We start from the raw sequence: 12,401 nt of genomic DNA, 5'->3' as shown, positions 1-12,401 counted from the left end.
TGACTCCAGCAGCTTACCGGAGTCATCTCATCGCTGCGTAGAAAGCAGCATCTCTTTTTATTAAACTGTCTACTTTATAGGGCGCAATTCAATGATATGAAGCCTCTCTCTTTTTTACCTTTTATACAAACCATTAAGACCCATCCCGGACCATCGATTCATCATACTGCATGCAGTCTACAAAATTTCTCGTATCCTTCGGGCCATACCATTCTAAAAGGACAGCGGGGCAGTGGTCGCACATATAGATCCAGGTGTCCTCCTGCCGCTTCGGCTGAAGCATTCCGTCCGGCCCGCACAGCGGACACTCGACTGGGGTGGTCTGTGGAGAAGCGACCGAAAGAAGCCGGACGCTGCACTCCTTCACCAATATATCCTTTCCTTTCATATCGGCGAGCTCCCGCGCTTTTTTCTCCGCCAGCTCCAGAATTATAAATTCACCATATAAGGTGTTGTCACTATCGAAGACTTGGTACGTGATCATGTTTTCCTCCTCCTCGGCATACAAATAACCAGGCTTTTAGAAAAAAGCTTTGCCAGAACAACCATTTTTTAGTCAGCTTGAAACCTTTTGAGCTCGTGATCCGTATGGAAAAATGAGGTGAAAACCATGAACCCATTGAACCGTCCAAAGCTGGAGATTCCAAAGACCCGGCTTGAAAAAATACTCGACTGGATCGGGGCAGTTGTTTTTGCGGCATGGATCATCTACTTGATCACTGTATGGGGCGACCTGCCGGCGAAAGTGCCGGGGCATTACGACGGTACAGGGGAGGTCACCCGGTGGGGAACAAATTGGGAATTGCTCCTGCTTCCAGTGATCGCCGGTTTCCTAGCTGCTTTTCTCAGCTTCCTCGAGAAACACCCCGAATGGCATAACTACATGAACCTCACGGAAGACAATATCGTGTTCCAATACAAAAATTCGAGAATGATGCTGAATGTGATGAAGAACGTGACCACCGCTGTGTTTGCTTATGTTAGCTGGAAAACCGTCCAAATTGCACTTGGGGAAGCAGAATCAATGGGAATCTGGTTCCTGCCGGTCTTTCTAACCGCTCTTCTTGGACCGATGATCTTCTTCGTGATCCGTTCCGTTCGCCACAAATAAGAAAGAAGGGAGGGAGACGATGCCCATCTGCCAACACTGCGGCCATCCATGGAGCCGCTTAGAAACGATCAAAGCTTCCTTTACGCTAGGTGCGGCTATGACCTGTCCAAACTGCGAAACGAAGCAGTACCTGACACCACAATCAAGAAAGAAAGGCACTTACTTTTCGCTCCTCGTCCCGGTGTTCCTGCTGGTGACGAGCCTTTTAGGGCTAGGCTGGCTGTCCTTTTTTCTTTATATAGGGACCGTATCCGCCGCTTTTTATTTCTTTTATCCGCCTACCGTTGAGCTGACAGACGAGGAGAAGCCGCTATGGTGAAAAAACGGAGACGCTGGATGATACATAATCGGTTGTATCGGCATTGCTGCTGAGTGTATTTCTAATAACGATAGGGATAGAGGAAATAAAGAAAGGCAAAGCAGGCATGGGGTACACCATTGCCTCCATAGCCACGCTGGTGTTTCTGTTGAATGTCATCAGCCTTTAATAAAATATCGCAAAGCTCTTATAAGGGAGACATAGAGAATGAAAACAGCCATTGATTCATTTTGGGAAGCATGCTGCAAGGAAAACGATTTAACCAACGAAAGCTACACGGGCGCCTTTCCATTCGGCGCCTCAGCGGACTGGCTGGCTCAACTCGTGGCGGAAGGGAAGAAAACCGCAACTACATCCGGGTATGTGTTTTACGAGCTTGAGGATGAGCCGCTGCCCGAGAAAGGACAGTACTATATTGTATTAAATTCAAGGGACGAGCCAGTCGCCGTCATTCAAATTGAGAATGTCGAGGTGCGGCCAATGAATGAAGTCACAGAGGAATTTGCCCTGAGAGAAGGAGAAGGGGATTACAAGGATTGGCGGGAGGCGCACGAAACATTTTTCACGGAGGAACTGGCGAAATACCAGCTAACGTTCACGCCGGATATGCCTGTGGTTTGTGAAACCTTTAAAGTCGTTTGCCGCGCTTGATGGCAGATCTATAGCATTAAGACTGCTAGGGCAGCCTTAGGTTTGAAGAAATTGAGGGAAGATATTAAAAGTATTAATATGTTCTTCAACTATCTTTTAGTTTATTTAACCATGTCTCTGTTAGCCATATTTTTGTATATTGCTTCTGGACCTCTGTGTGCGGCGAGGAGGCTCAACGCAGGCGCCATGGAAAGCGAAGCGCCTGGAATGGAAACAACAGCCTTCACTTGCGACTGAGCCAGCCTCTTTATGATTGAAGAGCAAAGTGAAAGAAATGAGAAAGATCACGACATAAAAAGAGCTTAATCTGTAAATGCATGTTACAGTTAGAAGGAATAGTTTGAAAGGGAGCGGTGAACAGCATGATTGAGATCAAAACATCTCCACTCAGTGATGGAGAATTCAATAGAGGCGTTTTTGCGACACGCGATATTAAAAAGGGGGAGCTTTTACATGAAGCCCCTGTCATTTCTTACCCAAACGATCAGCATCCACATATTGAAAAGACGCTGCTGGCTGATTATGCGTTTGAATACGGGATTAACCATTCGGCGATCCTTCTCGGTTATGGCATGCTATTTAACCATTCCTATGAACCGAACGCCACTTACGAGATTAATTTTGACAATCACACGTTTGACTTCTATGCCTTCACCGATATCAAAGCAGGAGAGGAAATTCTCATTAATTATAACGGCGACGTCGATGACAAAGAGCTGCTGTGGTTTGATCGAGATTAAAAAGGATACAAAAAGGGGCCCTCTAGGGTCCTTTTTATTTGTTCAAACATCCACAAACATTTATTTTATTTTCTTTCGGACATTCGTCTGACACATTCCCCTAGTACATTAAGGATGCAGGCATAAAGCAAAACATCTCGAAAAATTTCATGAATATCCTTTAAGGAGCGAATCCACATGAAAAAAAGGAAGTTACTAGCCTATGCCATGACAGGAGCTTTGTCACTAGGGATCGTTGGCAGAACGGGCATTCAGGCTCCCGCCGCGGCGGATCCTGCCGCCAGCTCAACAGCGATGGAACAAGACGTGAATGTGAAGGCTTCATTAGAAGAGGAAACGAAACAAAAAGGGCAAGGTATAGTGGATCAACTGAACACGCAATTAGCAGAGCTTGGCGCAGCACTGCCAGCCACAGAGGAAAGAGACACCCACAGCGGCCCATTTGCCGACCTGGATAAGGAAACGAAAGAAAAGGTGCAGGCGATGATAGAACAATTAAAGGTGGACACCACCACGCCAGAGGAAGCTCAAGCCCAATTGGATGCAGCCCAGACTCAATTAACTGACCTGGGTGGAGGTTATCTTTCTTTTTAAGAGTAGAAAGGCTTCAGCACTCAAGCTGAATAACCCGTTAGCCGGCTAATAGATGAAATAAGAAACACGAAGAAAAAGCCTGTATCGCAGATGACCTAACCATCTGCGATACAGGCTTTACATAATACAGTTCAATCATTTATTCCCCTAGCAGCTCAGGTACCGTAACGAACTCATACCCTTGTGCACGGAGATTATCGATCATCTGCGGAAGGGCTTCGATGGCGCCATCCAGTTTGCCCGGGTTCTTAAAGTTATGCATGAGCACAATGCCGCCCGGCACCTTTCCGACTTCTACCTTGTATAGAATTTCGTCGGCAGGTGTGCGGTCCCAGTCCAGCGTATCAATGGTCCAGGCAATGGAGCGGTAGCCTAACCGATTCAAGGCGTGGATCTGCTGGTCATTGATCGAGCCGTAAGGAGGCCTGAACAAGTTCGTTTGGTAACCTAGCACCTTCTCAATTTCTTCACCCGTGGACTGTACCGTCTGGATCAGCTGTTCTTCTGTCAACGTCGTCACATCGGGATGGTCCCACGTATGGTTGCCGATCGCATGGCCTTCTGCCTGGATGCGCTTCAGCATGCCGGGGAACGCTTTAACCTGCTGGCCCAGTACGAAAAACGTCGCTTTCACGTTTTTCTCTTGTAAGATGTCGAGAATTTGCGGCGTATATAAATCCTCCGGTCCATCATCAAAGGTTAGTGCGATTACTTTTTTCTGGCTCGGTCCCATGTGAATCATTCCGCTGTACGGAACGTTTAACACTTGGCCGGGATAAATGTGGTGAAAGTTCTCTATTTGCGGGTTTGCCGCTTTCAGCTGAGGCATCGAAACACCTAATTTTAAAGAAATGCTATAAAAGGTATCTCCCCACTTCACTTCGTACGTATCCGCTTGGCCAGAAACATCCAGTGTTTGCCCGATGTGGAGAAGCGTGGAGTTTAATCTATTATGATTGACGAGCTGATCGACAGTCAGATTGTGCTTAGAAGCAATTTTCCAAAGCGTGTCTCCTGACTGAACCTGATAGGAAGCAGCCTGCGCCGTGTGTCCAAGTGAGAAAACCAACAGAACGAGCGCTGTCAAGAAGCCGATCATTTTTTTCATCAATTTGTCACTTCCTTTCCTTGTATAAGTATAAAGCCTTATGACAAATGAAGGAATCCTTAAAATCTGGCAACGGGGGAGTTTTCTGCCGCTCGCGACACTTGGCGGAGCAACAAAAAAAACGGGTCAAGCTGATCAGCTTGATCCGTTTTTTATTCCTGTCAGACAACCTGTTTGCCTTTATAAGAGGCATCCTTTGTTATCTCTTTCGCAGAAAGCCGGTTGGCGACCCACGCACCGAGCGACAGGTTCACGACCATATTCGCAACAGCCGGCACGGCCGCCGCCGAGCTGATGTGCTCCATCGCCAGCGTCGCCGCAAGGGCTGTGTTACAGATGCCGGTGTGAAAAAGAATGGCCCGGCAGTTCCGCTCCGGTATCCGGAAGAAGCGGGACAGCGAGTAGCCCGCAAGCATCGGAAAAGCCACTTGAATGAACACCGCGATAAAAATCAGCGGCAGCCAGTGAAGGCTGTCAGCCAACGAGCTTTGAGCGTTTGATACAACAGACAAAACGACGACAAAGAGGGCCAAGGTCGACAGCAACGACGTGTAAGGCTTAATATACACCGTCCGCTTCGGCCATTTCCATTGAAGGAAGAGGCCGGTCAAAAGCGGCACAAACACGATGTAAATGATGCTGAAAAACAGCGCCCAGAAATCCACCGGAATGAACTGCCCGGCGAAAAACTGTGTCAAAAAAGGCGTCAGCACGGGCGAAATGAACGTATCCGCCGCTGCCATCGAGACGCTGAGGGCGACTTCGCCTCCCGCCATAAAGGTGTACAGATTGGCTGATGTGCCGCTCGGAACCACACCGGCCAAAATAATGCCCATGGCGATTTCCGTTTCATCCTTAAAAAAGACATACGCGATCACAATGGAGACGGTCACGGTAATGGTCCATTTAAACAGCACTCCTGTAAACAAATGAACCGGCCTTTTGATCACAGACGCAAGCGCTTCAGTTGATAAAGACAGCCCCATTAACAGGAAAATAAGTCCAAGGGCCGGCCCTGTCAGCTGGCTGATCGGCTCAAAGGCCTGCGGAAGCATATACGCAATGATCGACGATAGCACAATCCACACCGGTAAATACTTCGATAAAATGGCCATAACGGATTGAAAGATTTTCATAGCTGCTCATCCTGCTTTCCTGTCTCTTATTCTATGAAACAAGTGTACTCGTCTTTTGAAAGCGCCGCAATGGGGCGAAGGAGAAATTTAGCAAATATTGCAAACACGAACGGCCGGTTCATAAGAGATATGGTAAAATGAATGGATAAACATTCTAAAATGGGGATGGTTGGATGAGCATGGTAACCATTAAAGAGCTTCAATCCGAAAGTGACATACGGAAAGCGTTTCCGGTCATGAAACAGCTGCGGACGCACCTGGATGAACAGACGTACCTGGAGTTAGTCAAAGAGGCGCAGGCAAAAGACAGCTACCGAATGGCGGCTTTGCTTGAAAACGATGACATTGTCGCCGTCATTGGCTTCAAGCCGATGATCACACTTTATTACGGCCGGTTCGTGTGGGTATGCGACTTAGTCACCGAAGCCGGCAAACGCTCCAAAGGATACGGCGAACAGCTGCTTTCCTACGTTCACGAGTGGGCCGAAGAACATCAGTTTAAGAGCGTCGCCCTGTCCTCGGGGCTGCAGCGCAAAGAGGCACACCGTTTTTATGAAGAGAAAATGCACTATGACAAAGTCAGTTATGTGTTTAAAAAACCCCTGTCATAAGCAGGTGACAGAGCCAAGAGGGCATAGCCATATATAGGGAAACAAGGAGAAGAAAAGAAGTGAGCGCAGAGAGATCCCTGCGGTCACTTTTTTGCTTTCTATGGATCATTCAATCTCTGTTTCTGTTGGCGCTCTCTAGCTATAAGGACCTTTTTCATTTTTCTAAAAAATAGTTGACAGGTCGGAATTGTAGGAATAATATATAAATTAATTAAATGAGGTATAACAAAACTGCATAGAAGTTACTTTTTCAGAGAAATAAGGCACCTAAGCGAGATCAACGAGCTATATGCGGTGATATTTACATACAAAGGGGAGGGAAAGAAAGATGAGAAAGTTACTTATTTTCTCGCTGATAGGGTTTTTCGCCCAATTGATTGATGGTTCACTCGGGATGGCGTATGGGGTGACCTCTACGACTTTGCTGCTTGCTTTTAGTATCAGTCCGGCGGTCGCTTCAGCTTCCGTACACTTATCGGAGGTCGTCACAACCGCTGCTTCGGGCGCATCACATATCAAATTTGGAAATGTGGATAAGAAAATGGTGTATCGCCTCGTGATTCCCGGTTCTATTGGCGCATTTTTAGGCGCCACCTTTCTCAGCCATTTGCCGGGAGAGCTAGCTAAGCCTTATATCTCACTATTTCTATTGACTTTAGGGATGTATGTGCTGATCCGCTTTCTGTTTGTTTATAAAGAAAGCCAAAGGAAGAAGGAAACACGCCTTTCTGTGAAACAATCAATTCCGCTTGGCTTCGTGGCAGGGTTTTTCGATGCAACCGGCGGAGGCGGCTGGGGGCCGATCGCTACTCCTGTGCTGCTCTCAAAGAATGGGATGAGTGCACGAAAGGTCGTAGGCACAGTAGATACGAGTGAATTTGCCATTGCTGTTTCTGCTACGCTCGGCTTTTTCCTTTCCCTTGGATGGGAAGCCGTTGCCTGGTCTTGGGTCATCGCCCTGATTATTGGCGGAGTCATTGCTGCACCTATTGCTGCCTGGCTTGTCCGAATTGTACCTGCCCGATTAATGGGTGTACTCGTTGGCGGATTTATCATCTTGACGAATGCGAGAACTTTGCTTACTGCATGGGTCGAAAACGAAGCGATCTACCCTGTTTTCTACAGCGCCATTGCTGTTGTTTGGCTCGCAGCCATTCTGTATACCGTGTATCAGTCTAAACAGGAAAGTAAGCAGGCTGAAAAAGAGGTTTCTTTCGGTGCTTAAACAGGCAAGAAGCCGGTTTATAACCACATTCATTCTTAGGATAGGGGAGAAAATCATGAAAAAAATAGATGAATCAAAGCTTGAGTTCATTAAATCCATTTTAGAAAACCTGGATTACGGGGCTCTACATATTACTGTACATGATGGGGAAATTACCCAAATTGACACAACGGAGAAAAAACGCTTCACCTTAACGAAGAAAACGGTCAAAACGAAGTGAATACAATGAACGGTTGTTCTTACTCAAACTGCATAACATATCCGATTGGACCGCCAAAGGATACAGAAAGTTTGCTGCACACGCGCATATTTCTGTGTCCTTTTTTGTTTCGTGAATAGGCAGGTTTAATCATTAAATTGACGAAACTGCAGAAGCCGCGAAAGCAATAAAGGCAGATTCCGTTAGAAAAACAGAGACCTTCTTTCAAGCGTAGCCGCTAGAAGAAGGTCTCTGTTTTTTATACAAAAGAACTCAAAAAGAAAACGAGTTGACAAGCATTTGATGCACCGAACAAGAACAAAGCGGACTCCTTTTCCTTACCTATAGATCCAATGAAGGAATTCATCCCTGCTTTGTTATAATAGTCCATAATGGATCAGATAAAAAAGTGAGGATGGTTCTGTGAACATTGACAGTTTAAGGCTCTTTTGTCTAGTCGTTGAAGAGGGGAGCATCAGCCAGGCAGCCCGTTTAAGCAGCATGTCGCAGCCGGCTGCGACAAGACAAATTCATCAATTGGAAAATAAATATGGCGCCCTTCTATTTGACCGTACCGAAGGCAGGTTAAAATTAACCGAGGCCGGGAATGCGCTCTATCCTTTCGCGAAAGAGATCGGGATGGACTATCACCGCTCAAGAGAGACCGTTCAGCGAGTCATCGGGAAGGATGAGAAAAAGCTGAGCGTCGGGGCCTCGTTGACCATCGGTGAATATCTTCTGCCTGAAGTATTGGGCCATTTTAAGAAAAAGCATCCCGAGACGCGGCTGCTGCTGAATATCGGAAACACCCCAAACATTATTGATAAACTGGCCAACGATGTCATTGATATTGCCTTTGTGGAAGGCGTCGTAGATGATAAGAGCTTGCATGTGCAAAAATTTGCTGACGATGAATTAATCTTAATTTGCCCGCCCGGTCATGATTGGGAAGCTCATAGAGAAATTGACATCGAGAACCTAACGAAAGAGCATATGATTTGGCGGGAATCCACCTCGGGAACACGCCTCATCGTGGAAATGGCCTTAAAGAAATACAGTGTTCTCGACAAAATGGAAAGCTATATGGAGCTCGGAAGCACCCAAGCCATCAAAAGCGCCGTTGAGGCCGGCCTTGGAATCAGTATCCTTCCGAGAACCACCGTGGCCAAAGAATTAAAGCATGGGGAGCTGGTCGAAGTCAACATAAACGGCGTTCGAATTCACAGGGATTTGTGGCTCGTCAGGAAGCGAGAGCGTTTTTCCAGAAGCCGTGTCGATGCGCTGGTTGATTTTATCGAAACATCCAGCCCGCTGAAACATCTTTAACGGGAGAAGCGTAGACCCGAAGCTGAGAAGCAAGAGAATTCCAAAGATGACCGAGTAACGAAAGCCATTTTGAAAACACTCATCAAAATGGCTTTTTGTGTGCCATAAGCAGAGGACCTCCCAGCCTTTCTCTCCATCTATAATTTTGAAATAACAATAATTAAATCAATTATTGACAATTTTTAAAAAATTTATTAAAGTGAAATAAGTCTTTTTGCGGACAAGCGGTACTTTCTTCATAAAAAGGAGGTGTGTCATTCATTTCTTAGGAAGGAAACCCACAGCCCGCTTATTTTTTTATTTTATACATATAGAATCAGGCGCTGTGTTTCCAGCCGTATAGCAAAAGGAGTATTGACTTCACAGACATTCGTCTAATAACAGAGGAGAAGGTTGTACACATGCGAAAGTTATTTATATTGATGATGGGGGTCGGGCTGCTGGCTGTGCTTGCCGGGTGTTCAGGTCAACCGGTTGGTGAAGCCAGCGAGAAGAAAAGCTATAACTTAAAAATGTCGATTAGTGTCGGGGAAGCCACGACCTGGTATAAAGCGGCCGATCACTTCGCAAAGGAAGTGGAGGAGCAAACAGACGGCCGGATCAAGATCAAGGTCTATGCGAATGAACAGCTGTCGGCCGGCGACCAGACGAAAGGCGTCGAGATGCTCCTAAAAGGAGCCACGGACTTAAGCTATCATTCCCCAATTATTTATTCTGCCTTTGACAAGCGCTTCGGTGTGATCAGTGCGCCTTTTTTATTCAAAGACTTGAATGAAGTCGATGAGAAGCTGAATGGAGAAGGCGGGGAAGCGATCAGCCAGATTCTCTTAGAAAACGGCGTAGAACCACTCGGATTCGGGCAAAACGGCTTCCGCCAGGTGACGAACAGTGTCCGTCCGATCCAAAGCCCGGAGGATATCCAAAACTTAAAGATCCGGATTCCTGGGATTAATATGTACACCGATTTATGGAGAGGGTTCGGCGCCGACCCGACCGCGATGACCTTCTCAGAAGTGTTTGCCGCTTTGCAGCAAGGCACGATTGACGGTCAGGAGAATCCGATCGACGTCATTAAAAACACGAAGCTGGAAGAAGTCCAGAAATATATTACCATGTGGAACTACTCTTACGACCCGATCATGCTTGGCATGAATAAAGAAAAGTTTGACCGCATGCACCCGGATGACCAGCAAATTATCCGTGAAGCGGCCAAAAACGCCAACGAATACCAGATCAAGCTGGCGCGTGAACTGGAAAAGGAACAAATTGAATACTTGAAGGAAGCGGGCATGGAGTTCCATTATCCAACAGAGGAAGAAATGAATGCGTTCATTCAAGCCTCTGACCATATTTACGAAAAGTATGAAAAAGAATGGGGCACTGACCTGCTTCAGGCTTTCCGGGATGAACCCGAAGGAAAGGAGAGTCGATAAGCATGTCAAAGGTGATCGCCCATATTGAAAATGCTCTGCTGGCAGCGACGATGCTGGGGATGGTCGTCATTACGTTTGCCAACGTCATATCCAGGTACTTCTTTCATTACTCTCTTTCGTTCACTGAAGAGATTACGATTAACCTGTTTGTCCTGCTGACTTTTTTAGGTGCGGCGGCCGGGTTAAGGACAAACGCTCATCTCGGCTTTACCTTGCTGTTTGACAAAGCCAGTGCCGTTTCCAAAAAGCTTCTTATTATCTTCAGCACACTGCTGACAACGGTTGTTTTTGTGCTTTTGACGTATTACGGCTACGACATGATGATGTTTCAGATGGAGAGAAACTTAACAACGACGGCGCTCGGATGGCCGCAATGGGTGTTTTCCCTTGTGTTTCCTCTAGGTTGCCTGTTCTGTGTCTACCGCGCCCTTGAAGCAGGCGTCAAAGAATGGCAGACAGCAGCAGAAAGGGAGGAGGCAAGCCTATGAACACACTTCTGTTATTCGGGATTTTCGCTGTACTCGTCTTATTAGGCCTTCCGATTGCAATTTCCTTGGCCGCATCTTCAGCGGCGGTGCTGTTTATGAACTGGGGAGCCTCGAGCTTCACGCTGTTATCAGACATTATGTATGCAAGTGTCGCAAGATTCACACTTCTTGCCATTCCATTTTTTATTTTGGCCGGCGTGATTATGGAGCATGCGGGCATTTCAAAACGGCTCATTCACTTTGCCAGTGTCTGCGTCGGGCATTATAAAAGCGGCATTATCTTCGTCACCGTCTCAACGGCGATTTTCTTTGCGGCGATTTCCGGTTCAGGCCCGGCGACAGTGGCGGCGATCGGCAGCATGCTGATTCCCGCGCTCGTTAGAAACGGCATGAGCAAGGAATCCGCAAGCGCTCTCTTAGCAAGCTCCGGGGCGATCGGGATTGTCATTCCGCCAAGTGTGGCGATGATCGTCTTTGCGGTCGTGGCGGGTGACCAGCTCAGCGTCTCCATCGGACGGCTGTTTATTGCGGGGATTATCCCGGGATTGCTGCTGGGCATCGGATTTGTCTTAGCTGCGATCTATGTGAAAAAGAAAAACCAGGCGAAACAGGCGGCGCCTCTCAATGAAATTGCGGCGGCTTTAGAGATACCGGAAAAGCCGAACGCCAAAGAAATATTCCAGGCCTTCCGCGACGCCATCTGGGGCCTCTTGATGCCGGTGATTATCCTGGGCGGCATCTACGGCGGGGTCTTTACGCCGACGGAAGCAGCGGTCGTGGCGGTGGTGTACGGCTTCCTCGTTGGTACGCTGATTTACCGGGAATTGAAGCTTCCTAACATTTACCGGATCCTGTACGAGGCCTCCATTCAAACGGCTTCGATCATGTTCATTGTCAGTGCGGCTTCTCTGTTTGCGTATATCATTACGACCGAGCAGATTGCTGACCAGATTGCCAATGGACTATTGTCGATCAGCTCGAACCCGATTGTATTGCTTTTATTAATTAACGTTCTCTTGCTCATTGTCGGGGCATTCATTGACGCCGTATCAGCCTTCTATATCTTCCTGCCGATTTTGATTCCGGTTGTGCTGTTTTTGGATATGGATCCGACCGTATTCGGTGTCTTGATGACCGTCAACTTAGCGATCGGCCTGTTTACACCGCCGGTTGGCGTGAACCTGTATGTAGCGAGCGGCATTGGCAAAGTAAAGCTTCACTCTATTTCACGGGCGATCCTGCCGTTTCTGTTTGCGGCTCTTGTCGTCCTGCTGCTGATTACGTATATCCCGGCGCTGTCTACCTTCCTGCCGGATCTGCTAGGTGTTAATTAATGATTGCTATCACGAAAAACCCCTCCGTCTAACAGGAGGGCACTGAAAAAGTCTAATTTTTATTAAAGGCAGTTGAAAGTTCAATCTAATGAACTTTCAACTGCCTTTTTACTTTATAATATTGTT

The 12,401-nt window shown here is 47.1% G+C and carries 16 protein-coding genes; 13 read left to right on the top strand and 3 right to left on the bottom strand.

Annotated features, from left to right (window positions below; genetic code table 11):
• Positions 1–133 precede the first annotated feature (133 nt).
• A complete protein-coding gene (locus QY97_RS17880; RefSeq protein ID WP_039237634.1) occupies positions 134–484 on the bottom strand; it encodes a hypothetical protein in 351 nt (116 codons plus the stop codon).
• 126 nt (positions 485–610) lie between these two features.
• Here QY97_RS17880 and QY97_RS17875 point away from each other — a divergent pair, with 126 nt between their 5' ends.
• The 6 genes from QY97_RS17875 (at position 611) to QY97_RS17855 (ending at position 3,415) form a co-directional block, all read left to right on the top strand.
• Positions 611–1,111 carry a DUF1648 domain-containing protein gene (locus QY97_RS17875; protein WP_039237633.1) on the top strand — a complete coding sequence of 167 codons (501 nt, stop codon included), beginning with the start codon at positions 611–613 and terminating at the stop codon, positions 1,109–1,111.
• A 19-nt stretch (positions 1,112–1,130) separates the two neighbouring features.
• Positions 1,131–1,430: a TIGR04104 family putative zinc finger protein gene (locus QY97_RS17870; protein WP_039237632.1), complete on the top strand. Its 300-nt coding sequence runs from the start codon at positions 1,131–1,133 to the stop codon at positions 1,428–1,430.
• Between the two features lie 43 nt (positions 1,431–1,473).
• On the top strand, positions 1,474–1,599 hold the full coding sequence (locus tag QY97_RS21200) for a DUF3953 domain-containing protein (protein WP_369007679.1): 126 nt from the start codon (positions 1,474–1,476) through the stop codon (positions 1,597–1,599).
• Between the two features lie 38 nt (positions 1,600–1,637).
• Positions 1,638–2,081, top strand: a complete 444-nt coding sequence (locus QY97_RS17865; RefSeq protein ID WP_039237631.1) for an ASCH domain-containing protein — start codon at positions 1,638–1,640, stop codon at positions 2,079–2,081.
• Positions 2,082–2,443: 362 nt separating this feature from the next.
• The gene (locus QY97_RS17860; RefSeq protein ID WP_039237630.1) at positions 2,444–2,821 is read left to right on the top strand and encodes an SET domain-containing protein; all 378 of its coding nucleotides are present in this window, start codon (positions 2,444–2,446) and stop codon (positions 2,819–2,821) included.
• A 177-nt stretch (positions 2,822–2,998) separates the two neighbouring features.
• Positions 2,999–3,415, top strand: a complete 417-nt coding sequence (locus tag QY97_RS17855) for a hypothetical protein (protein ID WP_052725918.1) — start codon at positions 2,999–3,001, stop codon at positions 3,413–3,415.
• 139 nt (positions 3,416–3,554) lie between these two features.
• On the opposite strand, the gene QY97_RS17850 is transcribed toward QY97_RS17855, so the two are convergent.
• Positions 3,555–4,523 carry a polysaccharide deacetylase family protein gene (locus tag QY97_RS17850; protein WP_052729016.1) on the bottom strand — a complete coding sequence of 323 codons (969 nt, stop codon included), beginning with the start codon at positions 4,521–4,523 and terminating at the stop codon, positions 3,555–3,557.
• Between the two features lie 161 nt (positions 4,524–4,684).
• Positions 4,685–5,659: a bile acid:sodium symporter family protein gene (locus QY97_RS17845; protein ID WP_039237629.1), complete on the bottom strand. Its 975-nt coding sequence runs from the start codon at positions 5,657–5,659 to the stop codon at positions 4,685–4,687.
• A gap of 173 nt (positions 5,660–5,832) precedes the next feature.
• On the opposite strand from QY97_RS17845, the gene QY97_RS17840 reads away from it, so the two are divergent.
• The 7 genes from QY97_RS17840 (at position 5,833) to QY97_RS17810 (ending at position 12,275) form a co-directional block, all read left to right on the top strand.
• Positions 5,833–6,270: a GNAT family N-acetyltransferase gene (locus tag QY97_RS17840; RefSeq protein WP_099098592.1), complete on the top strand. Its 438-nt coding sequence runs from the start codon at positions 5,833–5,835 to the stop codon at positions 6,268–6,270.
• A 328-nt stretch (positions 6,271–6,598) separates the two neighbouring features.
• Positions 6,599–7,495: a sulfite exporter TauE/SafE family protein gene (locus QY97_RS17835; protein WP_039237628.1), complete on the top strand. Its 897-nt coding sequence runs from the start codon at positions 6,599–6,601 to the stop codon at positions 7,493–7,495.
• A gap of 55 nt (positions 7,496–7,550) precedes the next feature.
• Positions 7,551–7,715 carry a YezD family protein gene (locus tag QY97_RS17830; protein ID WP_083965913.1) on the top strand — a complete coding sequence of 55 codons (165 nt, stop codon included), beginning with the start codon at positions 7,551–7,553 and terminating at the stop codon, positions 7,713–7,715.
• 402 nt (positions 7,716–8,117) lie between these two features.
• Positions 8,118–9,020: a LysR family transcriptional regulator gene (locus QY97_RS17825; protein WP_039237625.1), complete on the top strand. Its 903-nt coding sequence runs from the start codon at positions 8,118–8,120 to the stop codon at positions 9,018–9,020.
• 401 nt (positions 9,021–9,421) lie between these two features.
• Positions 9,422–10,453, top strand: coding sequence for a DctP family TRAP transporter solute-binding subunit (locus QY97_RS17820; RefSeq protein WP_039237624.1), 1,032 nt, complete (start codon positions 9,422–9,424; stop codon positions 10,451–10,453).
• A 2-nt stretch (positions 10,454–10,455) separates the two neighbouring features.
• Positions 10,456–10,941 carry a TRAP transporter small permease gene (locus QY97_RS17815; protein ID WP_039237623.1) on the top strand — a complete coding sequence of 162 codons (486 nt, stop codon included), beginning with the start codon at positions 10,456–10,458 and terminating at the stop codon, positions 10,939–10,941.
• On the top strand, positions 10,938–12,275 hold the full coding sequence (locus tag QY97_RS17810) for a TRAP transporter large permease (protein ID WP_039237622.1): 1,338 nt from the start codon (positions 10,938–10,940) through the stop codon (positions 12,273–12,275). The genes QY97_RS17815 and QY97_RS17810 overlap by 4 nt, the downstream gene beginning before the upstream one ends.
• The last annotated feature ends 126 nt before the right edge of the window (positions 12,276–12,401 follow it).

The organism is Bacillus thermotolerans (assembly GCF_000812025.2).
In the GTDB taxonomy this organism is placed as follows: domain Bacteria; phylum Bacillota; class Bacilli; order Bacillales; family Domibacillaceae; genus Quasibacillus; species Quasibacillus thermotolerans.
Note: the sequence above shows the minus strand (reverse complement) of the source record. Positions and strands in the feature narration are given on the sequence as shown.